The sequence below is a fragment of the Luteimonas sp. TWI662 genome, from assembly GCF_039673825.1.
GTDB lineage: Bacteria > Pseudomonadota > Gammaproteobacteria > Xanthomonadales > Xanthomonadaceae > Luteimonas.
Genome location: NZ_JBDJMI010000019.1, coordinates 40,050 through 62,844, shown reverse-complemented (window position 1 = coordinate 62,844; position 22,795 = coordinate 40,050). Strand labels below are relative to the sequence as shown.

Sequence of the window (22,795 nt, the reverse complement as noted above, 5' to 3'; positions counted from 1 at the left end):
CCTATGATGCGGACGTGACCGCACAGGCCGCTGCGCTTGACGGCGCATTAACCGCGGGCGTGACCGATGGGCGTTGTCGGCGGGCGCTGCGCTGGCTATCGTCGCCGGCTGTGCCGTCGTGCTCTTCTTGGATCCTCGCCATGCCTTGCAAACGCCGGCTGACTGCCGCGCTCGCGGCCGGCCTACTGTTGTCCGCCGCCGCCCACGCCGACGAAGGCATGTGGTTGCCGGGCCAATTGCCCGACCTGGCTGCGCAGATGCGCCAGGCCGGCTTCCGTGGCGACGCGCGGGCGCTGGCCGACGTGACCCGTCCCCCGCTCAGCGCCGTGGTCCGCGTCGGCGGCGGCACCGGTGCCTTCGTTTCCGGCGATGGCTTGCTGCTGACCAATCACCACGTCGCCTACGGCGTGATCCAGTACAACAGCAGCCCCGAGCGCGACATCATCGATGCGGGCTTCATCGCCGACGGCCGGGCCGACGAGCGCCCGTCCAATCCCGATTTCCGCGTGCTGGTGACGGTCGGCTTCGACCAGGTGACCGACGCGGTGCTTGCGGATGCGCGCGGTCTGGAGGGGCGCGCCTACCACGACGCGATCGACGCGGCCGGCAAGCGCCTGGTCGCCGACTGCGAGCACGACGGCGAGGTGCGTTGCAGCGTCGCCAACATGGACTACGGCAGCGACTTCTACCTGATCCGACAGCTGGAACTGCGCGACGTGCGCCTGGTCTACGCGCCGCCGCGCGCGATCGGCAACTACGGCGACGAGATCGACAACTTCATGTGGCCCCGGCACAGCGGCGACTTCACGCTATTGCGCGCCTACGTCGGGCGCGACGGGCGCCCGGCCGACTACAGCTCCGACAACGTGCCCTATGCACCGCCGGCGCACCTTCAGATCGCCCGCAACGGGCTGCATGCCGGCGACTACGCCATGCTCGCCGGTTATCCGGGCACGACGTTCCGCCATCGCACGGCGGCCGAGTTCGAAGCGCAGGTGGGGCAGGTGCTGCCGCAGCGGGTGGCGGTGTTCGATGCCTTGATCGCGGCTGTCGAGGCGGTGGGCCGCGACGATGCCCAGGTCCGCACACGTTATGCCGCGCAGTTGCAGACGTTGAAGAACCGCCGCAAGCGCGCCGCCGGCGAGCTTGAAGGGCTGGTGCGCAGCGATGCGGTGCGCCAGCGCCGCGACGACGAGGACGCGATGCTCGCCGCGACCAGCGGCGACGACGCGCGCGACATCGCCGCGCTCCAGGCGGTGCTCGCGCAGGGCAATGCGGCCGGCGAGGGCGAGCAGTTGCTTGAGCTGATCGCCAGCCAGACGCAGCTGCTGCGCAGCGCGCTGCTGCTCGAACGCCTGCGCATCGAATCGGCCAAGCCCGACGCGATGCGCGAGCGCGGTTACCAGCAGCGTGATCTCGCGCTGATCGAGGGCGTGCTGCGCCAGGCGCAGCGACGGTATGCCCCCCAGGGCGAGAAGGCGCTTCTGACGGTGCTGCTCGGCCGCTACCAGCAATTGCCCGACGCGCAGCGGTTGCCGGCGTTCGACGCGGCGTTCGGCCGCACACCTGCCGCTTTGGCAAGCGCGCTCGATGCGCTCTATGCGGGCACCGTGCTCGGCGAAGAAACGCAGCGGCTGTCGCGTTTGCAGGCCGCGCGCGACGGCCGGGCACTGGCCGACGATCCGCTGATCGCGCTGGCAGGGCCGCTGGTCGCCGCGCAACTGCAGGCCGAGGACGCCCGCAAGACGCGCGAGGGCGAGCAACTGCGGCTGCGCCCGGCCTATATGCGCGCCCTGGTCGCCTGGCGGGCCTCGCAGGGTCGGGCAGTCTATCCCGACGCCAACGGCACCTTGCGCGTGAGCTTCGGGCGGGTCGAGCCGCTGTCGCCGCGCGATGCGGTCGCCTATGCGCCGGTCACCACGGTCGCCGGCATCGTCGAAAAGCACACCGGCCAGGCGCCGTTCGATGCCCCGGCACCGCTGCTCGATGCGATCGCGCGCGGCGACTTCGCCGGCACCGACGAGCCGACGCTGGGCAGTCAACCGGTGAACTTCCTGACCAACCTCGACACCACGGGCGGCAACTCCGGCTCGCCGGTGCTCGATGCCCGCGGCGAGCTGGTCGGGCTGAACTTCGACAGCAACTGGGAATCGGTCAGTGCCAGCTGGTGGTTCGACCCGCGCACCAAGCGCGCCATCCATGTCGACATGCGCTACATGCGCTGGTTGATGGCCAAGGTCTATCCGGCGCCGGCGTTGCTGCAGGAAATGGGGCTGCCGACCCGATGATCGGGGCCGGGGCGCGGGCATGACGCGACGGCGGTTGCCGCTGCGCGACGGCGTGCCCGCGAGTCGGTTGCAGCTGCCGGCCGGGCCCTGGCGCACGGTGCTCGAGGCATTGTGCGCACGGTTCCCGCAGATTCCACGGCCCACCTGGGAATCGCGCTTCGCGCGCGGGTGTGTGCTGGCGGCCGACGATGCGACGCCGCTGGCGCCGGACGCGGCGTATCGCGTGGGCCTGGAGATTGCCTACTACCGCGAAGTTGACACAGAACCGGTCGTCGCGGCGATCGAGCGCATCGTGCATGTGGATGCGCACCTGGTGGTCGCCGATAAGCCGCACGGCCTGCCGGTGATGCCGGCAGGTGCCTTCGTCCGGCAGACCTTGCTGCACCGGTTGAGCGAACGGCTGGGCAACCCGCATCTGGTGCCGCTGCACCGGATCGATCGCGCGACCGCCGGGTTGGTGCTGTTCTCGGCCGAGCCCGGGACGCGCGCGGCCTACCAGGCGCTGTTTCGCCAGCGGCGCATCGACAAGCGCTACGAGGCGCTGGCGGCGCCGCTGCCCGACCTGGCGTTTCCATACGTGCACCGCAGCCGGATCGAACGCGGCGTGCCGTTCTTCCGCATGCAAGAGTGCACGGGCGTGCCCAACAGCGAGACCCGGATCGACGTGCTCGAACGCGGGCCCATTGACTGGCGCTATCGGCTCGAGCCGGTGACCGGCCGCAAGCACCAGTTGCGCGTGCATCTTGCTGCGCTCGGCGCGCCGATCCTGCACGATCCCTGGTACCCCGACCTGCGCGAGACCGACGACGGCGCGCCTGCGCTGCAATTGCTCGCCGCGTCGCTGGCGTTCGATGACCCGCTCGACGGCCGCCGCCGATGCTTCGATTCCCAGCTGCGCCTGGAGCCGTGAGGCGGCTCGGGATCGGCGGTCATGGGCGCGGTGCATAATCGGCGCGCTTGTTCGCCGCCGGATGTCCGCCATGTCGCGCTCGTGTTCGTTGTTGCCGTTGCCCGTCCTACTCGCGCTGCTGGGCGCTGTGTCCGCGCCCGCGCCCGCGCTGGCCTGTGACACCGGCCTCGTGTTCGAGGACCGCAACGGCGACGGCCGGCAGGGTGCGGACGAGCCCGGTATCGCGGGTGTGGGCGTGTCCGATGGCGTGCGGATCGTCGAGACCGACGCCGACGGCCGGTTCGGTGGCCTGGCCGGCGGCTCGGCGTTCGTCATCAAGCCGGCGGGCTATGCGCTCGCACGCGATGGCGCGTTGCCGCGGCACTGGGCGTCGCCCGGCCGCGGCGACGATTGCCGCTTCGCGTTGCGCCCGCAGACGCCGACCGCTGCGCTGGACGTGCTGGTGTTCGCCGACCCGCAGGCCGGGCGTGAGGCGGAGGTCGATTTCTATGCACGCAGTGTGGTCGCGGCGGCGGCGCGGGCACCGGCGGCGCTCGGTCTGGTGCTGGGCGATGTCGGCAACGACGTGCCGTCGCTCTATCCGGCGATCAATGCCGCGACCGCGCAGCTCGATGTGCCGTGGCTGCATGTGCCGGGCAATCACGATCTGGATGTCGAAGCGGCCGACGATCCCGGCTCGACCGCGTCTTATCGCGCGGTCTATGGGCCGGAGACCTATGCCTGGGAGGAGCCGCAGGCCAGCTTCCTGATGCTCGACAACGTCCTCCACCAGCCGGGCGCGCGCCCGGCTTACGTCGGTGGCCTGCGCGAGGACCAGTTCGCGTTCGTCGAGGCCTATCTGGCGCGGGCGCCGACCGACCGGCTGCTGGTCGTCGGTGCGCACATTCCCTGGTTCGACACCGCCGCCGCGGGCGCGCCGGAGACCATGCGCAGTGCCGATCGCGCGCGGTTGTTTGCGTTGCTGTCGCGGTTCCCGCGTGTGTTGCTGCTCACAGGCCACCGCCATACCCAGCGCCACGTGCGCCACGGCGCGGCGCAGGGCTGGCAGGGGGTGACGCCCTTGCACGAGTACAACGTGGGCGCCGCGAGCGGGGCGTTCTGGAGCGGCGCGCCGGATGCCGATGGCCTGCCCGCGGCGACGATGGCCGACGGCACGCCGAATGGCTTTGCGACGCTGCGCGTCGAGGCCGACGGCAATTACCGGTTGGCCTGGCGCCCAGCGCGGTTGCCTGCAGACGATCCGGCCACCACTGCGGCGATGGCGCTGCATGCGCCGCGCGTGCTGCGCCAGGGGGCGTATCCGGCCTGGGGGGTCTACGCCAATGTCTACATGGGCGAGCCCGATACGCGGGTCGAGTACCGCATCGGCGATGGTGACTGGCGGCCGATGCGCCGGGTCGAGCGCGCCGACCCGAGGCTGGTGCTCGAGAATGCGCGCGACGACCTCGCCGACGGCCTGCGCGGACGTGACCGCTCGCCGGAAGCCGACCTGTCGCCGCATTTGTGGCGCGGTGCGCTCGCGACCGATCTGCCGGTCGGTACGCATCGGGTGGAGGTGCGTGCGTTCGATCCCTGGCAGGGCGAACAGCGGGCATCGACGGTCTATCGGCTGGCGGCTTCGCCGGGCGATTGATCGCCAGCCAGTGCGCGGGCCGCAGAAGCGGCGCTGTGTCCGTGTCGGTCCGAAGTGACGGCGGCCCGCGGCCGCCGGTTCACTCCGACAGCGGACGGCGTTCCGGGCCGGGCCGCTTGGCGAGCTTGCGCTGCAGCGACCTGCGATGCATGCCGAGCAGGCGCGCGGTCGCGGAGATGTTGCCGCCCGTCTCGGCCAGCGCCTGCTGGATGTGCTCCCACTCCAGGCGGTGCAGCGGGATCATCGTCGGGCTTTCGACGCTCGGCCCGTCGTCGATGTCGCTCGTGGCACGGTCCGGGGCCGGCTCGGTGTTGTGCAGGATCCGCAGCAGGGTGTCGGCCGATACTGGCTTGGGCAGGTAGTCATCGGCGCCGCGCTTGATCGCCTCGACCGCGGTGGCAATGCTGGCATAGCCGGTGACCAGCAGGATACGCATGTCGGCGCGGATCGCGCGCAGCGGCTCGATCAGCGACAGGCCTGAGGCATCGGCGAGCTTGAGGTCGACCAGCGCGAAGTCCGGCGCGATGCGCGCAGCGATCTCGAGTGCGGTCGGAATGTCGGGCGCGACTTCACAGTCGATCCCGCGGCGGGTCAGGGCGCGCCGCAGCGCTTCCAGGTACAGGGTGTCGTCGTCGACCAGCAGGCCTTTCATCGTGTCGTTTCCTTGGGAGCATCGGCGTGGCGCGCGTCGATCGGGACGCGGAAGTGCAGCACCGCGCCGCCGCCGTCCGCCTCCTCCAGGTCGAGCTCGCCACCCAGTTGTTCGATCGCCGCATGCGACAGCGCCAGACCGACGCCGAGGCCGTCGGGCTTGCCGCTGCGGAACAGGACCGGCAGGAACGGCGCCTGGGCGTCGAATCCGGTGCCGTAGTCGCGGATCGCGCCATCGAGCATGCCGTCGTCGAGTTGCAGGCGCAGGTCGACCTGTTGGCTGCCGTTGGCCGCGCTGGCGTCGGCGGCATTGTTGAGCAGCGCCAGCAGCAGGTGGCCGATCGTGCGGTCCACCCGCAACTGCGGCTCGACATTGCCGCGGCGCATCAGCACCACGGTCGGGCGCACCAACTGCCAGTGGTCGAGCACCCGGCCGATGTCGACCAGCCGGCTGGCGGCCGGGTCGGCGGGGTTGGCGAGCGAGCGCACCCGATCACGGCAGGTATCCACCAGCCGCCGCAGCATGGCGATGTCCTCGGCCGTGCCGGCGGGCAGGGCCGCGGTGTCGACATCGTCGAGCACCAGCGTCATCGTGCCCAGCGGGGTGTTGAGTTCGTGGGCGACGGAGGCGGCGTGGGTGGCCAGCGCGAGGATGCCCTCGTTGCGGACGAAGCGGTCGCGCAGGTCGCCAAGCTCGCGTTCCCGGCGGTCGCGGGCGCTCGCCAGCCGGGTCAGGAAGTACAGCACCAGCGCCACGGAGACGAAGAAGTTGACCGCCATGCCGGCCAGGTGCAGGTCGAACCGGTCGTGCAGGTGGGGCAACGGCTGGCCGAAGTGCACCGACAGCATGTAGCCGCTCACGCACGACAGCGCCGCGGCGACCGCCCAGGCCGGCGGCAGCGCCATCGCGGTCAGTGCGATCGGCAGCAGGAACAGCGAGGCGAAGGGGTTGGCGATGCCACCTGTCCAGGCGACCAGCCAGGTCAGCACCGCGGTATCGACCAACACGTGCGCAAACGCTTCGACCGGCGCCGCGTCGCGGCTGCTGCGCAGGCGCAGGTGCACCGCGACGTTGAACACTGCCAGCACCGCCACCGCGGTCCACAGCGGCCAGGCCGGCAGGCCCATGTCGAAGCCGCGCGTCGCCCACAGGATGGTCAGCGACTGCCCGCCCACCGCAGCCCAGCGCAGGCTGTAGAGGGTGCGCAGCAGGGCGGTGGCGGGGGGTTGCGACTGCATGGGCCGCCATCGTAGTGCACCGGCGCGCGGGCGCCTATCGCGACGGCGTTTCGCCCGGCGTCAGCGTCGACCCGGACAAGCCGGTAAACTGGGCGGATGTCCGCTCAGCCCGACGCCCCGCCGTTGTCCGATCCCCGTCCAGAGCCAGCGGCCGCGCCGCCGTTCGGGGCCGCGCCGCGCCGCGCCACGCGCCAGGTCCGGGTCGGGGGTGTCGCCGTCGGCGGCGACGCGCCGGTGGTGGTGCAGTCCATGACCAACACCGACACCGCCGACGTGGTGTCCACCGCGCGGCAGATCGGCGAGCTGTGGCGTGCGGGCTCCGAACTGGTGCGCATCACCGTCAATACGCCCGAAGCGGCGGCCGCGGTGCCGCGGATCGTCGAGCGGCTGGCGATGCAGGGCATCGAAGTGCCGATCATCGGTGACTTCCACTACAACGGCCACCAGTTGCTGGCCGGCGAGCCGGCCTGCGCGCAGGCGCTGGCCAAGTACCGGATCAATCCGGGCAATGTCGGCTTCGGCAAGAAGAAGGACCTACAGTTCGCACAGCTGATCGAATTTGCGATCCGCTACGGCAAGCCGGTGCGCATCGGCGCGAACTGGGGCTCGCTCGACCAGTCGCTCGCCGCGACCCTGATGGACGAGAACGCCCGCCGCGCCGTGCCCTGGGATGCGGGGCGCGTGCTGCGCGAGGCCCTGATCCGTTCGGCAGTCGATTCGGCCGAACGCGCGGTGGAGCTGGGCCTGGGGCGCGACCGTATCGTGCTCTCGGCCAAGGTCAGCGGCGTGCAGGAGCTGGTCGCGGTCTATCGCGACCTGTCGGCGCGCTGCGATTTCGCGCTGCACCTGGGGCTCACCGAGGCCGGCATCGGCAGCAAGGGCATGGTGGCCTCCAGCGCCGCGCTCGCACTGCTGATGCAGGAAGGCATCGGCGACACGATCCGCATCTCGCTGACCCCCGAGCCCGGAGCGTCCCGAACCAAGGAAGTCGTGGTCGCGCAGGAGCTGCTGCAGACCATGGGCCTGCGCGCGTTCACCCCGATGGTCACCGCGTGCCCGGGCTGCGGCCGCACGACCTCGGAGTTCTTCCAGGAACTGGCCGGTGTGGTGCAGGACCATGTGCGCGAGAAGATGCCCGAGTGGAAGATCACCCACCCGGGCGCGGAGAACATGACCCTCGCGGTGATGGGCTGCGTGGTCAACGGCCCCGGCGAGTCGCGGCACGCCAATATCGGCATCTCGCTGCCTGGCACCGGCGAGGCGCCCTCCGCGCCGGTGTTCATCGACGGCGAGAAGGCCGTCACCCTGCGCGGCGAGACCATCGCCCAGGACTTCGTCGCGCTGGTCGACGACTACGTGCACCGGACCTACGGTCGCGGTGCCGATGTCGGCTGATCACGCGCTGGCGCGCGAGGCCGCGCACGAAACTGGCGGCCTGCTGCGCAGGCACGGCTGGAAGCTGATGCTGCTGTTTGCCGGCGTGCTGCTGCCGATGTGGGGCTTCATGGAGCTGGCCGACGAGGTCCACGAGGCCGAGGCGATCCCGTTCGACGAACCATTGCTGCTGTACGCCAACCAGATGGCGCGCGAGGGCTTCGACCGCGTATTCCTGTTCTTCTCGCAGATCGGCTACGCGCGCGGCGTGGTGCCGGTCGACATCGGCCTGGTCGTGCTGCTGCTGGCGCTGCGGCGCTGGCGCGATGGCCTGTTCGCAGCCTTGGCGACCGGCGGCTCGGCGCTGCTGAATCTGGGAACCAAGCAACTGTTCGCGCGCGACCGGCCCAGCCTGTGGGCGTCGATCGCGCCGGAGGCGACCTACAGTTTTCCCAGTGGCCATGCGATGGGGTCGATGACGCTGGCGCTGGTGCTGGTGCTGCTGACCTGGCCGACGCGCGCGCGCTGGTGGACGGTCGCGGCGATGGCGGTGTTCGTGCCGATGGTCGGGCTGTCGCGCATCTACTTGGGCGTGCATTACCCCTCCGACATCCTCGCCGGCTGGGCCGCGGCCTCGGCCTGGGTGGTCGGTGTGTACCTGCTGCTCTACCACTCGTCGCTGCGCCGGCGCGGGCGCACGCTGGCTTCGGGCCGGTAGGCCGCAACGCGCGACGGGACAGCGGCCGGGGCCAGGCCTGCGCTGCGCAGCCGCCAAGCGGGCAGGCCTACAGCGGCAACTGGATGTCCGACAGCCGCCAGCGCAGGCCCTTGCGCGTGAGCACGAAGACGATCGGCCGTCCGGACTCGTCGCGCACGGTCGCGGTGAAGCGCGACAGCGAGTGATAGCGCCAGTGCGCATCGGCCAGCGGATCGGCTGCCGGCGCGCGATCGCCACCGACCGGCGGCGTGGCGCCGCTCGACAGGTCCCACAGCCGCCGTCCGCGCATCAGTGCGCTCAGCCCGACCGGCGTGACCATCATGTCCACGCTCGTGCCCACGGTGCCGCTGGTGGCCTGGAGCGCGAGCGCGCCGAGCAGGCTCGATTGCACATCGACGCCGGCGCGTCGTACGAGTGCATCGGACAGCTGCAGGCGCAGGCTCTGGCGCAATGCCGGGAAATCCACCTGCCTGGACAATGCCCGGGAATCCTCGCGCTGCACCGCATCGCGGATCGCGTGCATGGTCAGGAACGGTCCGGCCGCCGTGTAGGCCAGCAGCAGGGCGGCGATGAGTGCGGACAGCCAGGCGAGTTTCTTCATCGGGCGACAGGCCGAACAAGGGAGCGTCGCCATTGTGGGACCGCACGCCATCGAGCGGCTGAACACCGCCGCGCCAGGCTCAGAACTCCAGGTCCAGCGCCGCGCACAGATAGTCGACGAACGGCGCCAGCACGGCGAGGTCGGCGGCGATCGTGCGGTCGAGGCCGGGACCGGCCATCGCCGCATCATCGAGCGGTCGCAGGAACGCCCAGTTGCGATGGCGCAGATCATCGATGTAGACGAAGTCGGCCGGAAAGCCGCGCGGCGGGCGGACCAGCATCTGGCTGTCGTCGAGTGCGAAGTGGCGGCGCAACTTGGGGGCGTGCGCGGCCGCCTTCCAGCCGCCGGGGTTCTCCAGGATGAACTGGCGGACCTTGCGCTGGGTGTGCGGCTCGGGATGCCAGAGCCCGGCGCCGACGAAGCTCGCGCCCGGCTCCAGGTGCACGTAGAACGACGGCGCGGCGACTTCCCGCCGCCGTTCGTGGAACAGCCGCGCGCCCTGCCAGGTCTTGTACGGCGACTTGTCGTGCGAGAAGCGGGCGTCGCGATGGATGCGGAACAACGAGCCGCCGACGGTGCGGGTGTCGGCGCGGAAATGCGGGCTGATCGCGGCGACGTCGGGCTGCAGGTCGCCGACCAGCCGCAGGAACGGCTGGCGCACGTGCGCTTCGTAGTCCTTGCGGTGGGCCTCGAACCAGGCCTTGTCGTTGTGGCGCGCGAGTGCGCGCAGGAAGCGGAAGCTCTTCTCGCTGAAGTAGGCGGTCATGCGGGGGCGGTGGGGTAGAGGTGCGAATGCAGGCCATGGCCCCAGTCGACGAGCGCGTCGAGCAAGGCCTGGTGCGTGGAGGACTGCGCATGGTCGGCGCGCAGCGCGTCGATCTGCGTGAAGTAGCCGTCGAAGTCCTGTTCCGACGCGGTCGTGCCGGGGCCGAGCCGCAGACGACGGTATTCGTCCCAGCGGTGGCGCTCGTCCGGCGACAGGGTGTCGGGCCAGTTCCGGGCGCGGTAGCGGAATAGCAGCTCGTCCAGGCGCGGGTCCTCGAAGCCGAAGTCCGCCCCGTGCAACTGCGTCGGCGGCGTGGCCCGGACCCGGGCGACGCGGCGGCGGTCGCCGTCGCCCAGGAAGCCGTCGTACAGCGAGCCGTCGGCATCCGACGGCCCGTGCGCGCGCTCGGTCGCGAAGACCGCACGGATCTTCGCCGCCAGTGCCGGACCGGCTGCGCGCAGTTGCGCGGCGCGGCGCTCGACCAGCGCTGGATCGATCGACAGGCGTGCGAAGTCTTCCGCGCGCAGGTGCGACCAGGCGACCAGGGCCGGGCAACGGTTGCTGTGCACTTCCTTGAGCGGAATGCGGGCGATGCCCTCGGGCAGGTCGGCGCCGCGCACGAACACGCGCGCGGCGATGGTGTCGGCGTCGAGATCGAGCAGGGCGTCGGGCTCGGCGTCGAGGTCGAACACCACGATGCGGCTGTCGATCGTCGGGTGTCGTGCCAGCGGCAGCACCGGGGCCGCGCACAGCCGCGAGGCCGGATAGCGCTGGGAGACGTGCAGCACCGGGGTCATCGCGACCGGATCGAGCATCGCGGCCGCATGGCGCTTGTCGCGCAGTTTGGCGGCGTAGTCCCACAGCCGCGGCTGGGCGCTGCGCATCCGCCGCGCCAGGCCGATCAGCGCACGCACATCCGACAGCGCTTCGTGGGCGTCACCGGTGCGCACGTCGTTGGCCAGTGCCAGGTGTTCGAGCTTGAACGAGGTCGCGCCGTCGTCGCGCGTGGGCCAGACCAGCCCCTCGGGACGCAGCGCATGCCACAGCCGCATCACATCGAGCAGGTCCCAACGGCAGTTGCCGCCGCGCCACTCGCGCGCGTAGGGATCGTGGAAGTTGCGGAACAGTCCGAAGCGGACGAACTCGTCGTCGAAACGCAGCGAGTTGTAGCCCAGTGTGCAGGTGCGGGGGCGCGCCATCTCCTCGAAGATCCGCGCGAATGCCTCGGCTTCGGTCATGCCGTCGCGCTGTGCCTGCTGCGGCGTGATGCCGGTGATCAGGGTGGCGACCGGCGAGGGTAACAGGTCGTTGGCCGGTCGCACGAAGAAATCGATCGGGTCCTCGATCTGCACCAGATCGGCATCGGTGCGGATCGCCGCGAACTGGGCGATCCGGCTGCGACGCGGGTCGGCGCCGAAGGTTTCCAAGTCGTAGAAGAGAAAACTATCCGTCATAAGCAGTGCTATCGGCTCTTTTTTGCTGCAGGCCGTTGCGACGGCCTTACTGCGATGGGGGCGGCAGGTTCGTCGAGGCGCAGTCGTAGAAGAGAACACTGTCGGTCATAAGCGATGCTATCGGCTCTTCGTGGCTGCAAGCCGTGGCGATGGCGGCACGATCATGCGGGTGTGTCCTCCAACGGCGTCAGCTGCGCTCGCACCTCGGCGTCGATCGCCGGCCAGTCCAGCGCGTCGAGCGTGGTGTGGCCGGCCGTTGCGCGTTCGAGGATGCCGCGCTGCAGATCGGTGCGGTGCATCGCCAGCGAGTACGGGATGCGCATGAAGGTCACCATCGCGTAGTGCGGGACGAAACGGCCGGGGTGGCGCGCCTGCAAGGCAAGTTCGAGTTCGCGCTGCAGCAGGTAGTCGGCATCGTCGACCCGATCGCGCATCTCCAGGTAGTTGTCGAGCGCCATGCGCTGGATCGCGGCGGCGTCGGGCCGGCGCTGCGCCTCGAACGCGGCGAACGCGTCGGCGGTATCGGCATGCGCGTCGAGCTGGTCGGCCAATGCCACGCAGTCCTCGAATGCGCAGTTCATGCCCTGGCCATGGAACGGCACCATCGCGTGCGCGGCGTCGCCCAGCAGCACTGCGCGACCGTCCAGATGCCAGCGTTCGAGGTAGAGCGTGGCCAACTGGCCGACCGGATTGGCAGCCCAGTGCGCGCGGAACTCCGGCATCAGCGCCAGGGCGTCTGGAAACTCGCGCGCGAAGAACGCCTGCGCCGCGTCGACCTCGTGGATCTGCTCGAACGCCGGGCCGCCGTGGGCGCCCGCGCGGTGCGGCAGGAACAGCGTGACGGTGAAGGTGCGCTCGTCGTTGGGCAGGGCGATGCACATGTAGTGACCGCGGGGCCAGATGTGCAGTGCGTGCGGCTCGATGCGGAAACCGCCGTCGGCCGACGGGGGGATCTCCAGTTCCTTGTAGCCATGATCGAGCACGTCGACCCGCTCGCCCAGGTCGCGCACGCGCTGCATCGCCGCGCGCAGCGCCGAGCCGGCACCATCGGCACCAACCAGTGCGCGGAAGTGGACCTCGCGCGTTGCGCCGCTGGCCGGATCGCGGAACACCGCGCGCCGGGAGTCGAAGTTGACCGCATCCAGGCCGGCATCGAAATGCAGCCGGGCGCCGGCGGCCTGCGCCAGGTCGAGCAGCACGACATTCAGATCGCCGCGATGCACCGACCAGATCACCTCGTCGTCGTCGCGACCGTAGCGCTGCAACTGCGACGCGGCGGCGCCGGTGTGGACCATGCGCCCGCGCATCATGATCGCGTGTCGCATCACCGCAGCGTCGGCATCGGCCGCGCGCAGCGCATGTCGGCCGCGCTCGGCCAGCGCCAGGTTGATCGAACGCCCGCCGGCGTAGCCCAGACGCCGCGGATCGCCGCGCTTCTCGTACAGATCGACCTCCCAGCCCCGGCGTCGCAGCAGGATGCCGAGCAGCGCGCCGGCCAGACCCGCGCCGACAATGGTCAGCTGGCGGGCGCTCATGGCAGGGCACCGCTGACGAACGCCGACCCGTCGGGTGCGACGGCGCGGAAGCGGTCCGCGATCGACAGCAGTGCGCGCCGGACGCTCGACAGCGCGTCGGCGAGCGGACGGCGTGCCAACGACACCCGGATACGGTGGCGCGGCATCGCGTCCGCATCCGCGCGGCTGTGCCAGGACTCGCTGCGGATGTCCCATGCGTCGGCGTCGACGATCACCGCATCGCCCTGCAGCCAACTGCGGTCGCCGAGGATCGATGCGAGCGTGTCATCGCGGTCCTGTGCGGGTGTCGCAAACGCCTCGGGGCCGGTCGCCGGGCGCGCGCGCAGACGATCGGCCGCGAGACCGAGCGCATCGAGGTCGGCCACCTGCAGGTCGAGCGCGACCCCGCCGACTTCGGTGTGGCGGTCGGCGACATGGACCTGGATCTGCCAGCAGGGCACGCGCGTGGCGACGTCGAGCCGATGCGCACGCGCGGAGGTCCAGGTCTGCGCGAAGGCATCGAACCACGCCTGCCAGCCCGCGGGGTCGGCGTCGAGCGCGAAGGCGTGCCAGAACTGCGTTTCGAGGTGCATCCGCCGCGGGTCGGTGCCGATGCTGACTGCGTCGGCGAGATGCGCGTCCGACAGACCGGGACGCGGCAGGGCCCGCCAGCCGCGGAACAGGCCCAGGCGACGCGTCGGCAGGCGCATCGGTAGCCGGACAGTGGCCTCGACCCGGCAATCGCGCAATCCGATGTCGCCGTCGACAGCGATCACGCCCGCGGCGGTGCCGCGCGGGTCGCGCAATGGCCGGATGTGTTCGTCGTCATCGAGCACCCACGGCGCCACGCCCGCCTCGCGCAGCGCCTGCGTGAGCGCATCGCCCTCGGCATCGGCCTGGCCGGCATCGGCGGTGGAAGGAAAGTCGCCGTCCGCCGTCATCGTGTCTCGCTCCATCGCCTCACCGCGCGTGCGAACCGCAGCACGTCGGTGTGATCGTTGTAGAGCGGCGCCGGCGAGATGCGGATCACGTCGGGTTCGCGCCAGTCGCCGAGCACGCCGTTGTCGGACAGGTGCTCGAACAGGGCGCGGCCCTGCTCGCGGCCACCGCGCACGCGCAGCGACAGTTGCGCACCGCGCCGTGCAGGATCGGCCGGCGTGACGATCTCGAGCACCTCCGACAGCTGCGCGTGGATCAGCGCTTCCAGATACCCGGTCAGGCGCTCGGACTTGGCGCGCAACGCCGGCATTCCGGCCTCGGTGAACAGGTCCAGCGACGCGCGCAGCGGCGCCAGGCCGAGGATCGGCGGATTGCTGAGTTGCCAGCCCTCGGCGCCCGGCGTGGGCTGGAAGTCCGGCCCCATGCGGAAGCGCGTCGCCGCATCATGGCCCCACCAGCCGGCGAAGCGCGGGCGATCGGTCGTGGCGTGGCGCGCATGCACGAAGGCGCCGGCCACGGCCCCCGGCCCGCTGTTGAGATACTTATAGTGGCACCACACAGCGAAGTCGGCGTCGCTGTCATGCAGCCGCAGCGGCAGGTTGCCGGCGGCATGGGCGAGGTCGAAGCCGACCACGGCGCCGGCCGCGTGGCCCAGGCGCACGATCTCCGCCAGGTCGAACGCTTCGCCGGTGCGGTACTGCACGCCCGGCCACAGCACCAGCGCCAGCCGGTGCCCGTGTTCGGCGATCGCCGCGGCGATCGCGTCCATGCCGAACAGGCCGTCGGTGCCGGGCTGCACCTCGATCAGGTCGGTCGCCGGGTCGAAGCCGTGGAAGCGGACCTGCGATTGGAGCGCATAGCGGTCGGACGGAAACGCGCCGGCTTCCATCAGGATCGCCGGACGTTCGGTGGTCGGGCGGTAGAAGCCGACCATCAAAAAATGCAGGTTGGCGGTCAGCGAGTTCATCGCGACCACTTCCTCCGGTTGCGCGCCCACGACCTCGGCCAGCTGCGCGCCGACCAGTGCGTGGTAGGTCATCCACTGCGAGTTGCCGCGGAAATGGCCCTCGACCGCCTCCATCGCCCACTTGTCGAGCACGTCCTCGACCTGCGCGCGGGCGCCGCGCGGTTGCAGGCCCAGCGAATTGCCGACGAAATACGCCTGCTCCACATCGCCGAAGCGCGGCATGTGGAACTGCGCGCGGAAGCGCCGGAGCGGGTCGGCGGCGTCGGCGGTCGCGGCGTAGTCGTCGGTGAAGAGGGCGTGCGTCTCGGTCATCGTGAAAAGCCGGTGGTGTCGCGCGAGGCGAAGCGGAAGAGGGGTCAGGCGAAGCGGTTGATCGGCAGGCCCAGCCAGTCGAGCGCCGTGCCGTGGTAGAGCCGGGCGCGAGAGGCGTCGTCGAGCGCCAGCTGTTCGATTCCGGCGCCGGGTTCCTGCTCGCCGAGCGGGAAAGGGTAGTCGGTGCCGAGCATCACCCGGTCGGCGCCACAAGTGTCGAGCAGGTACTGCAGCGCCCGCGGATCGGCGACCCAGGAATCGAAATAGAGCCGCTTGAGATAGCCACGCGGGTTGTGCGGGTTGTCGGTGGCGACGAGGTCGGGACGCATGTTGAAGCCGTGCTCGATGCGGCCGATCGTGTATGGGAAGCTGCCGCCGCCATGTGCCATACAGATGCGCAGCTTCGGCAGCCGCTCAAGCACACCGCCGAAGACCAGGCAACAGGCCGCGCGGGCCTGCTCGGCCGGCATGCCGACCAGCCAGGGCAGCCAGTACTTGGGCATCGACTCGCTGCCCATCATGTCCCAGGGGTGGACCAGGATCGCAGCCCCCAGGTCGGCCGCGGCCTCGAAGAACGGGAACAGTTCCGGCGCGTCGAGGTTCCAGTCGCCGACATGGCTGCCGATCTGCACGCCCTGCAGGCCGAGCTGATCGACGCAGCGCTCCAGCTCCTGGATCGCCAGCCGCGGCGACTGCAGCGGCACGGTGCCGATGCCGGCGTAGTGCCGCGGATGGGCGGCGACGGTCGCCGCCATGTGGTCATTGAGCGCCTGGTGCAGTTCCAGCGCGTGCGCGGGCTTGGCCCAGTAGCCGAACATCACCGGCACGGTGCTGATCACCTGGACCTGCACCCCGAAGCGGGCGTAGTCGTCGATGCGCTCGCGCGCGTCCCAGGTCCGCGACCAGATCTCGCGGAAGAACCGCCCGTCCTTGTAGATCCGGTGGCGTCCGTCGGCGGTGTGGTGGATAACCGGGAACCGCGCCTCGCCATACTTGGCCGCCAGGTCCGGCCAGTCGCGCGGCAGGTAATGGGCGTGGATGTCGATCTTCAGCATGGCCCGATTGTAGGCACTGGCGGCCATGGGCACCCGCTGCGGCGCGGCAGGCGTTCGATCATCCGGCGGCCGGCCCGGTCGCCTGTTCGTATCGGGCGGGACGCGGGTTGACGTGGCCGCAGGCCGCGCAGGTGCGCAGGTCGATCGCGCCGTAGAAGCGGTCGAACACCGGCGGGAAGTCCTGCTCGATATCGGCAAGCGTGAAGTAGTGCTCGAAGAGTTTGTGGTTGCAGCGCTCGCAGAACCACAACAGGCCGTCGCGCTCATGCGGCAGGCGCTTGCGCTCGATCACCAGTCCGACCGAGCCGGCGCTGCGCTGCGGCGAATGCGGCACCTTGGGCGGCAGCAGGAAGGTCTCGCCGGCGCGGATCGGAATGTCGCGCGGGCGGCCGTCCTCCTGGATGCGCAGCACCATCTCGCCCTCGAGCTGGAAGAACCACTCCGGGCCCTCGTCGTAGTGGTAGTCGGTCCGCGCATTGGGCCCGCCGACGATCATCACGATGAAGTCGCCGTCGTGGATGCACTTGTTGCCGACCGGTGGTTTGAGCAACTCGCGATGCGCGTCGATCCAGGCCTGCAGGTTGATCGGGTTGGGCAGCATCGGGCGTCTCCGGTCAGTGGCGCGCGGTGCGCAGCGCGCGGACGTCGGGGCGGGCAGGGCGCGCCACGACGATCATCAGGTGCGTTCGGCCGCGTCGCGCGCGCTCGCCACGCATTTGAGTTCGATCGCGATCGGCGTCGGCAGCGCATCGATGCCGAGCGTCGTACGGCAGGGCGCCGCGGCAGGGTCGGGAAAATACTCGGCCCAGACCGCGTTGTAGGCGGCGAAGTCCGCCATGTCGGTCAGGTAGACGGTCACGTCGACCAGGTCTTCCCAGCACGCGCCGCTGGCCTGGAGCACGGTGCGGACATTGGCGAGCACCGCGCGGGTCTGCGCCGCGATGTCGCGCGCGACCACGCGGCCGTCGGCATCAAGCACGTTGCCCGGCACCGCGTCGGTCGCCGGGTCGCGCGGGCCGATGCCCGACAGGAACAGCAGGCCGCCGGCACGGCGCGCATGCGGGTAGCGCCCGACCGGAGCGGGCGCGGCGGCGGCGTGGACCGCGTCAGTCATCGCGCTCGCCACGCGCGGCGACCGCCGCCACCTTGGCGACGGCGGCGCGGTAGGCCGGCGTGATCTGCTCGGGACCGGAGACGTCCATCGACAGTTCGCGCACGCGGCCGTCGCCCAAGGCGTACACCCAGCCGTGCACCGCCAGCGGCTGCCCGCGCGCCCAGGCGTCGCGGACCACCGTGGTCTGACAGACGTTGAGCGCCTGCTCGATCGCGTTGAGCTCGCACATCCGGGCGTGGCGCTGGGTCTCGTCCTGGACCGAGGCGAGCAGATCCTCGTGCTTGTAGGCGAGGTCGGAGACATGGCGCAGCCAGTTGTCGACCAGGCCGACCCGCGTGCCGGTGAGGGCGGCCTGGACGCCGCCGCACCCGTAATGGCCGACCAGCAGGATGTGCTCGACCTTGAGCACGTCGACGGCGAACTGGATCACCGACAGTGCGTTGAGGTCGCCATGCGAAAGCACATTGGCCACATTGCGATGTACGAAGACTTCGCCGGGGTCGAGCCCCAGGATCTGGTTGGCCGGTACCCGCGAATCGGAACAGCCGATCCACAGGTACTTCGGGGTCTGCTGGCTGGACAGACGGTTGAAGAAATCCGGGTCGTCGCGCGAAACGCGTTCGGCCCAGTCGCGGTTGCGTTTCAGGAGGTTGTCGAGTTCGCCCATCGCACCATTATTCCAGAGACAGGCCGATGTTCTTCGCCTCGGTGAAGAATCGCATGGCCTCCAGCCCGCCTTCGCGGCCCAGCCCCGAGTCGCCGCTGCCGCCGAACGGGGTGCGCAGGTCGCGCAGCAGCCAGCCGTTGATCCAGACCATCCCCACGCGCAGCGCGGCCGCCAGGCGGTGGGCGCGGGCCAGATCGCGGGTCCACAGCGACGCGGCCAGGCCATAGCGGCCGGTATTGGCGAGCGCGAGCGCCTCCGCGTCGTCCTCGAAGGTCTGCAGCGTGACCACTGGCCCGAAGATTTCCTCCTGATTGGTCGCGCAGTCCGGTCCCAGGCCGTCGATGACTGTCGGCGCGACGAACCAGCCGGGGCGGTCGAGCGCGTGGCCGCCGCACAACACCCGGCCGCCTTCGTCGCGGGCGCGCTGCAGCGCGGCAAGCACCTTGTCGAAATGCGCCTGCGACACCAGGGGCCCCATGCGCACATCCGGGTCCATCGGGTCGCCGACGCGAAGCGCGGTGGCCTCGGCGACGAAGCGCTCGGCGAATTGCACCGCAATGCGCCGCTCGACCAGGATCCGCGAGCCGCACAGGCAGATCTGGCCGCTGTTCTGGAACGCCGAGCGCACCAGGGTGTCGAGCCGGTCTTCCCAGTCGCTGTCGGCGAAGACCAGCGTGGCGTTCTTGCCGCCGAGCTCGAGCGAGGTCTTCTTCAGCAGGCCGCCGGCGAGCGCGCCGATCCGCCGCCCGACCGCGGTGCTGCCGGTGAATGACACCGCCCGCACCCGGGGGTCGATCACCAGCGCCTCGCCAACCTCGGCGCCAGTGCCGTGGACGAGGTTGAGTACGCCCGGCGGCAATCCGGCCTCGGCCGACAGCGTGGCCAGCAATGTCGCTGTCGCCGGGGTGATCTCCGACGGCTTGGCGACCACCGTGTTGCCGGCCGCCAGCGCCGGCGCGATCTTCCAGGTGAACAGATACAGCGGCAGGTTCCACGGCGAGATCGTCGCGACCGTGCCCAGCGGCTGGCGCAGGGTGTAGTGCAGGCCGGCCTCGCCATGGTGCGATTCGCTGGCGAACTGGGTCGCGGCATGTGCGAAAAAGCGCAGGTTGGCGACCGCGCGCGGGATCTCGGCATCGCGCGCCAGTGCGAACGGCTTGCCGCCGTCCAGGGACTCGGCGTGGGCGAACTCGTCGTTGCGGGCCTCGAGCAACGACGCCAAGCGTTCGAGCAGGGCCGCGCGTTTGCTGTTGGGCAGCGCGGCCCAGCCGGGGGCGGCGCGTTCGGCGGCCTGTAGCGCGAGATCGACATCGGTGACATCGCCCGCGGCGACCTCGGCGTACACCCGGCCGGTCGCGGGGGCATGGACCGGCCACCAGCGATCCGCCGCCGGGTCCCGTGCTGCGCCGTCGATCCAGTGGGTCAGCCGCTGCATGGCGCCAGCTTACCTGAGTGCGCGCCGGGGCCGGGGGGGGCGGCCGGCCCGGCTCCAGGGTCAGTGTTGGCAGCCCGGGCACCAGTACAGCCGGCGGCCGGCCAGGCGGAGCTCGGCGATGGTGCCGTCGCCGCGCGGGCACGGCGCCCCGGCGCGCTCGAACACCGCGAAACCGAAGGTCGCCCGGGTGCGCGCCAGATAATCCTTGCCCGGCGGCGGCGTGTCGTCGAGTTTGGCGCGATAGGCGCGCCGGGGCACGTCGAGCAGGGCATTGGCCAGCCGCCGCCGCTCGCCGACGGTCAGGTCCTGCAGGATGCGATGCGGCGACAGCCGCGCCTGGAACAGCACCTCCGAGCGCAGGTAATTGCCCATTCCGGCCGCGAAGTCCTGCGCCAGCAGCAGTGCGGCCAGCGTGCGCTTGCCGAAACGCGGTTCGCGCATGTGCGCCAGCAGGGCTTTGGCGTCGATCGCCGGATCGAGGACGTCCGGGCCGAGCTTGGCGAGGTAAGGCTGGTCGCCGAGCGCATCGGTGCGCCACAGCGAGACCGACGGCGCGGCATAGAGCGCCGCGACACCGCGCACGGTGACCAGCAGCACGCGCGGCCGGGTCTCGCCCGGCAAGGCCTCGGGCGTATCGACAAAGCGCCAGAAGCCGAACAGGTGGCTGTGCGTGTACAGCGTCCAGCCCCCGTCGACCGCGGTCAGCAGCGCCTTGCCGCGCGCCTCGACAGCCAGCACCCGATGGCCTTCGAGCAGACGGCGGCGTCGCTGCAGCGCCGGATCGACGAACCGCACGCAGCGCAGCGTCTCATCGACGAGCAACTGCGACAGGTGGTCGGCGAGGGCGTGGGTTTCCGGACCTTCGGGCATGGGCGCATCGGAGCAGCCCGCGCGTCGTCACGCCGTGACCCTGCCGGACACCGCGTTGAGGGGGGCGGCCGCGTGGGGGCTCAGATCGAGGCCATGCGCCCGCCGTCCACCGGGAGGCTGACTCCGTTGATGTAGGCCGCGGCCGGCGAGCAGAGGAATGCGATCACGCCAGCGGTCTCCTCGGGTTCGGCGAAACGCCCGGCTGGCACCGCAGCCTGCATCGCGGCGATGACGGCATCCTCGGACTGGCCGCTGCGCGCGGCGCGATCGGCGACGATCTGCGCGATGCGCTGGGTGCGCGTGTAGCCGGGCAGCACGTTGTTGACCGTGATCCCGTCGGCCGCCAGTTCGCGGGAGAGCGTCTTGGCCCAGCCGGCCACCGCACCGCGCACGGTGTTGGACACGCCCAGGCCCGCGATCGGCTCGCGCACCGAGGTCGAGACCACGTTGACGATCCGGCCCCAGCCGGCGGCGCGCATGCCCGGCAGCAGCGCCTGAACCAGAACCTGTCCGGCGAGCAGGTGGCGCCGGAACGCGCCCAGATAGGCGTCGGCCGATGCGGTATGCGCCGGCCCGCCGGACGGACCGCCGGTATTGTTGACCAGGATCTGGGCCGGGACCGTGGCGACGTGCGTCTCCAGACGGCTCCGCAGAGCTTCCAGGTCGTCCATGTCGGCGACGAGCGCATGGTGCGCCTGGCCGGCAGGCGCCGGCAGCGATTCGCATACAGCTTGTAGCGCATCGCTACGCCGGGCGAGCACCGTCACGCTGGCGCCCAGCAGGGCCAGCTCATGCGCCGTAGCGCGTCCGATGCCTTCGGAGGCGCCGCAGACGAGCGCGTGGCGGCCGGTGAGGTCGAGGTCCATGGACGGGTCTCCTGGAGCGGATGTGCACGTGCGGTAAGGATCGCGCGAGTCGAGCCTGACGATCCACTACGCGAAGAGGCGTGAGCGAGGACCTGGCCTCGGCGCCGACGTCGATCCGGTTGCGCGGTGTGTCCGGGGGCTGCCGGTGGACGCGAGCGGTGGGCACACGGCACGGTCCGGGGTGCCCCAATCCTGCAGGGCGATGACACGGGCGACGCGCCAGGCGCGGTCGCGCGCCACGCCGATCTCATCCACGCTCGGCGGCACGTCGCAATGCGGCCGCACGCCACGGCCAGCGGGCAGACCGGGCCAGTCGAACCGGAATCGCAGCAGCGGAATCCCCAGCGCGACCCCGCTGTGCGGCAGAACCAGGGGCCAGCTGTAGCCGCTGGTGTTGCCTTCGTGTGCGCCGCCGACCTCTTCGCCGACGAACACTGCGCGCCCGACGTGGTGGAGCATCGACGCCAGCTCGGCGGCACCGGAAAACGTGCGGCCGCCGGCCAGAACGACGAGCCTGCCCGAGAACACTGGTGTGGACGGTGCCCAGTGACTCATCAGCCCCTCGGGCGGGACATTGAGCCGGGTCAGGCGACCATCCCCGGCCGAACGTTGGAAATGGATTTCGTCTTCGTCGTAGACCTCCGTCTCGAAGATCTGTCCGGACGCAGACGCGACGCTGATCCGTTGGCCTCGTGCGTCGACGGCGCGGTATTTGCGCAGCGGCGTGTCGACCAGGAAGGAGAACAGGATGCTCTCGTTCGGTTCCGAGCCGCCCCCGTTTTCGCGCAGATCGAGGATCAGACGCTCGGCGCGACCGCGCTGCAGTTCCTCGAACAGATGGCGCATCTCGTCGCGGAAGGTCGTGCCCGCATCGCGATAGACCCGGTTGGAGAAAGAGGGCACCTCCAGGTAGGCGAGCCCGGGCGCCAGCCATTCGAGCGCGGCGCGCCGCCTCTCCCGGTCGGGCGCACGCGGGCGTTCGGCCATGGGGTGCGCGCCGACGGTCCTGTGCACGGTCCCGCCCGCAGGCGGCGCATAGATCAGCGCGAATGCGGACTCCGTGCCGCGGCGCCTGTGCCGAAGTACGGCATAGCAACTGCCGGGGCACTCGCGCATTGCGCCGGTCGCGATCCGCCCGTCGTGCTCGACCAGCGACATCAGTTCCTGCAGCAGAGTGTCCCCGTGCTCGCCGTTGATCGACAGCAGCCGGCTGCCGAGCGGAATGTCGGCCGCGTCTCCGTAGCCTTCGCTCACGAAGATGCCTTCGGTGCTCCAGTGCAGGTCGAGCGGCAGCAGCCGCGCGGTGCGTCGCTGCTGGGCCGCCGCTGCGGAGGCCGGGCGGACGGTCAGGTGGCCTTCGCCGATCCGGCTCGTCAGTTCGGCCACCGCCACATATACCGACATTGCGTCGTGCGCGCCGTC

At 70.7% G+C, this 22,795-nt stretch carries 21 protein-coding genes; 5 read left to right on the top strand and 16 right to left on the bottom strand.

The annotated features are described in order from the left end of the window. The first annotated feature begins 140 nt into the window (after nucleotides 1-140). From ABE488_RS13315 to ABE488_RS13305, 3 genes are all read left to right on the top strand, one after another. Nucleotides 141-2,288, top strand: a complete 2,148-nt coding sequence (locus tag ABE488_RS13315) for a S46 family peptidase (RefSeq protein WP_346448838.1) — start codon at nucleotides 141-143, stop codon at nucleotides 2,286-2,288. 19 nt (nucleotides 2,289-2,307) lie between these two features. Continuing rightward, nucleotides 2,308-3,198 (top strand): pseudouridine synthase, encoded by an 891-nt coding sequence (locus ABE488_RS13310; protein ID WP_346448836.1) that lies wholly within the window; start codon nucleotides 2,308-2,310, stop codon nucleotides 3,196-3,198. Nucleotides 3,199-3,268: 70 nt separating this feature from the next. Beyond that, entirely contained in the window at nucleotides 3,269-4,831 is a 1,563-nt protein-coding gene (locus ABE488_RS13305) for a calcineurin-like phosphoesterase C-terminal domain-containing protein (protein WP_346448834.1), read from the top strand. A 79-nt stretch (nucleotides 4,832-4,910) separates the two neighbouring features. Here the strand turns inward: ABE488_RS13305 and ABE488_RS13300 are convergent, their stop codons facing one another. Both ABE488_RS13300 and ABE488_RS13295 read right to left on the bottom strand, forming a co-directional pair. Further along, nucleotides 4,911-5,483 carry a response regulator gene (locus ABE488_RS13300; protein WP_346445360.1) on the bottom strand — a complete coding sequence of 191 codons (573 nt, stop codon included), beginning with the start codon at nucleotides 5,481-5,483 and terminating at the stop codon, nucleotides 4,911-4,913. After that, nucleotides 5,480-6,721 (bottom strand): ATP-binding protein, encoded by a 1,242-nt coding sequence (locus ABE488_RS13295; protein WP_346445361.1) that lies wholly within the window; start codon nucleotides 6,719-6,721, stop codon nucleotides 5,480-5,482. Before ABE488_RS13295 ends, ABE488_RS13300 begins: the two co-directional genes overlap by 4 nt. 96 nt (nucleotides 6,722-6,817) lie before the next feature. Between ABE488_RS13295 and ispG the strand changes: the two genes are divergently transcribed. Continuing rightward, complete coding sequence (gene ispG, locus ABE488_RS13290; protein ID WP_346448833.1) at nucleotides 6,818-8,116, top strand: flavodoxin-dependent (E)-4-hydroxy-3-methylbut-2-enyl-diphosphate synthase; 1,299 nt, start codon at nucleotides 6,818-6,820, stop codon at nucleotides 8,114-8,116. Continuing rightward, complete coding sequence (locus tag ABE488_RS13285; protein ID WP_346448831.1) at nucleotides 8,106-8,813, top strand: phosphatase PAP2 family protein; 708 nt, start codon at nucleotides 8,106-8,108, stop codon at nucleotides 8,811-8,813. The genes ispG and ABE488_RS13285 overlap by 11 nt, the downstream gene beginning before the upstream one ends. A gap of 67 nt (nucleotides 8,814-8,880) precedes the next feature. Here the strand turns inward: ABE488_RS13285 and ABE488_RS13280 are convergent, their stop codons facing one another. The 14 genes from ABE488_RS13280 to ABE488_RS13215 form a co-directional block, all read right to left on the bottom strand. After that, nucleotides 8,881-9,414, bottom strand: a complete 534-nt coding sequence (locus ABE488_RS13280) for a DUF2939 domain-containing protein (RefSeq protein ID WP_346448830.1) — start codon at nucleotides 9,412-9,414, stop codon at nucleotides 8,881-8,883. Nucleotides 9,415-9,493: 79 nt separating this feature from the next. Next, complete coding sequence (locus tag ABE488_RS13275) at nucleotides 9,494-10,180, bottom strand: DUF2461 domain-containing protein (RefSeq protein ID WP_346448828.1); 687 nt, start codon at nucleotides 10,178-10,180, stop codon at nucleotides 9,494-9,496. Further along, the gene (gene sbcB / locus ABE488_RS13270; RefSeq protein ID WP_346448826.1) at nucleotides 10,177-11,634 is read right to left on the bottom strand and encodes an exodeoxyribonuclease I; all 1,458 of its coding nucleotides are present in this window, start codon (nucleotides 11,632-11,634) and stop codon (nucleotides 10,177-10,179) included. Before sbcB ends, ABE488_RS13275 begins: the two co-directional genes overlap by 4 nt. A gap of 161 nt (nucleotides 11,635-11,795) precedes the next feature. Next, entirely contained in the window at nucleotides 11,796-13,169 is a 1,374-nt protein-coding gene (locus ABE488_RS13265) for an NAD(P)/FAD-dependent oxidoreductase (RefSeq protein ID WP_346448825.1), read from the bottom strand. After that, nucleotides 13,166-14,089, bottom strand: coding sequence for a hypothetical protein (locus ABE488_RS13260; protein ID WP_346448823.1), 924 nt, complete (start codon nucleotides 14,087-14,089; stop codon nucleotides 13,166-13,168). The genes ABE488_RS13265 and ABE488_RS13260 overlap by 4 nt, the downstream gene beginning before the upstream one ends. Further along, nucleotides 14,086-15,366 carry a kynureninase gene (gene kynU / locus ABE488_RS13255; protein WP_346448821.1) on the bottom strand — a complete coding sequence of 427 codons (1,281 nt, stop codon included), beginning with the start codon at nucleotides 15,364-15,366 and terminating at the stop codon, nucleotides 14,086-14,088. Before kynU ends, ABE488_RS13260 begins: the two co-directional genes overlap by 4 nt. A gap of 44 nt (nucleotides 15,367-15,410) precedes the next feature. After that, nucleotides 15,411-16,421, bottom strand: coding sequence for an amidohydrolase family protein (locus tag ABE488_RS13250; RefSeq protein ID WP_346448819.1), 1,011 nt, complete (start codon nucleotides 16,419-16,421; stop codon nucleotides 15,411-15,413). 58 nt (nucleotides 16,422-16,479) lie between these two features. Then, the gene (locus ABE488_RS13245; RefSeq protein ID WP_346448817.1) at nucleotides 16,480-17,022 is read right to left on the bottom strand and encodes a 3-hydroxyanthranilate 3,4-dioxygenase; all 543 of its coding nucleotides are present in this window, start codon (nucleotides 17,020-17,022) and stop codon (nucleotides 16,480-16,482) included. 75 nt (nucleotides 17,023-17,097) lie between these two features. Then, nucleotides 17,098-17,535 carry a RidA family protein gene (locus tag ABE488_RS13240; RefSeq protein ID WP_346448816.1) on the bottom strand — a complete coding sequence of 146 codons (438 nt, stop codon included), beginning with the start codon at nucleotides 17,533-17,535 and terminating at the stop codon, nucleotides 17,098-17,100. After that, nucleotides 17,528-18,202, bottom strand: a complete 675-nt coding sequence (can, locus tag ABE488_RS13235) for a carbonate dehydratase (RefSeq protein WP_346448814.1) — start codon at nucleotides 18,200-18,202, stop codon at nucleotides 17,528-17,530. Before can ends, ABE488_RS13240 begins: the two co-directional genes overlap by 8 nt. A gap of 7 nt (nucleotides 18,203-18,209) precedes the next feature. After that, nucleotides 18,210-19,637, bottom strand: a complete 1,428-nt coding sequence (locus ABE488_RS13230) for an aldehyde dehydrogenase (RefSeq protein WP_346448812.1) — start codon at nucleotides 19,635-19,637, stop codon at nucleotides 18,210-18,212. 60 nt (nucleotides 19,638-19,697) lie between these two features. After that, nucleotides 19,698-20,507 (bottom strand): DNA-formamidopyrimidine glycosylase family protein, encoded by an 810-nt coding sequence (locus ABE488_RS13225; RefSeq protein ID WP_346445375.1) that lies wholly within the window; start codon nucleotides 20,505-20,507, stop codon nucleotides 19,698-19,700. An 80-nt stretch (nucleotides 20,508-20,587) separates the two neighbouring features. After that, nucleotides 20,588-21,373 (bottom strand): SDR family oxidoreductase, encoded by a 786-nt coding sequence (locus tag ABE488_RS13220; RefSeq protein WP_346448810.1) that lies wholly within the window; start codon nucleotides 21,371-21,373, stop codon nucleotides 20,588-20,590. Between the two features lie 66 nt (nucleotides 21,374-21,439). Further along, nucleotides 21,440-22,759, bottom strand: coding sequence for a S41 family peptidase (locus ABE488_RS13215; protein ID WP_346448809.1), 1,320 nt, complete (start codon nucleotides 22,757-22,759; stop codon nucleotides 21,440-21,442). Nucleotides 22,760-22,795: the final 36 nt, after the last annotated feature.

Bases quoted from the DNA above. Each gene is read 5' to 3' on its own strand.
- ABE488_RS13315 (WP_346448838.1), top strand. From the start codon at position 141: ATGCCTTGCAAACGCCGGCTGACTGCCGCGCTCGCGGCCGGCCTACTG.
- ABE488_RS13310 (WP_346448836.1), top strand. From the start codon at position 2,308: ATGACGCGACGGCGGTTGCCGCTGCGCGACGGCGTGCCCGCGAGTCGG.
- ABE488_RS13305 (WP_346448834.1), top strand. From the start codon at position 3,269: ATGTCGCGCTCGTGTTCGTTGTTGCCGTTGCCCGTCCTACTCGCGCTG.
- ABE488_RS13300 (WP_346445360.1), bottom strand. From the start codon at position 5,483: ATGAAAGGCCTGCTGGTCGACGACGACACCCTGTACCTGGAAGCGCTG.
- ABE488_RS13295 (WP_346445361.1), bottom strand. From the start codon at position 6,721: ATGCAGTCGCAACCCCCCGCCACCGCCCTGCTGCGCACCCTCTACAGC.
- ispG (WP_346448833.1), top strand. From the start codon at position 6,818: ATGTCCGCTCAGCCCGACGCCCCGCCGTTGTCCGATCCCCGTCCAGAG.
- ABE488_RS13285 (WP_346448831.1), top strand. From the start codon at position 8,106: ATGTCGGCTGATCACGCGCTGGCGCGCGAGGCCGCGCACGAAACTGGC.
- ABE488_RS13280 (WP_346448830.1), bottom strand. From the start codon at position 9,414: ATGAAGAAACTCGCCTGGCTGTCCGCACTCATCGCCGCCCTGCTGCTG.
- ABE488_RS13275 (WP_346448828.1), bottom strand. From the start codon at position 10,180: ATGACCGCCTACTTCAGCGAGAAGAGCTTCCGCTTCCTGCGCGCACTC.
- sbcB (WP_346448826.1), bottom strand. From the start codon at position 11,634: ATGACGGATAGTTTTCTCTTCTACGACTTGGAAACCTTCGGCGCCGAC.
- ABE488_RS13265 (WP_346448825.1), bottom strand. From the start codon at position 13,169: ATGAGCGCCCGCCAGCTGACCATTGTCGGCGCGGGTCTGGCCGGCGCG.
- ABE488_RS13260 (WP_346448823.1), bottom strand. From the start codon at position 14,089: ATGACGGCGGACGGCGACTTTCCTTCCACCGCCGATGCCGGCCAGGCC.
- kynU (WP_346448821.1), bottom strand. From the start codon at position 15,366: ATGACCGAGACGCACGCCCTCTTCACCGACGACTACGCCGCGACCGCC.
- ABE488_RS13250 (WP_346448819.1), bottom strand. From the start codon at position 16,421: ATGCTGAAGATCGACATCCACGCCCATTACCTGCCGCGCGACTGGCCG.
- ABE488_RS13245 (WP_346448817.1), bottom strand. From the start codon at position 17,022: ATGCTGCCCAACCCGATCAACCTGCAGGCCTGGATCGACGCGCATCGC.
- ABE488_RS13240 (WP_346448816.1), bottom strand. From the start codon at position 17,535: ATGACTGACGCGGTCCACGCCGCCGCCGCGCCCGCTCCGGTCGGGCGC.
- can (WP_346448814.1), bottom strand. From the start codon at position 18,202: ATGGGCGAACTCGACAACCTCCTGAAACGCAACCGCGACTGGGCCGAA.
- ABE488_RS13230 (WP_346448812.1), bottom strand. From the start codon at position 19,637: ATGCAGCGGCTGACCCACTGGATCGACGGCGCAGCACGGGACCCGGCG.
- ABE488_RS13225 (WP_346445375.1), bottom strand. From the start codon at position 20,507: ATGCCCGAAGGTCCGGAAACCCACGCCCTCGCCGACCACCTGTCGCAG.
- ABE488_RS13220 (WP_346448810.1), bottom strand. From the start codon at position 21,373: ATGGACCTCGACCTCACCGGCCGCCACGCGCTCGTCTGCGGCGCCTCC.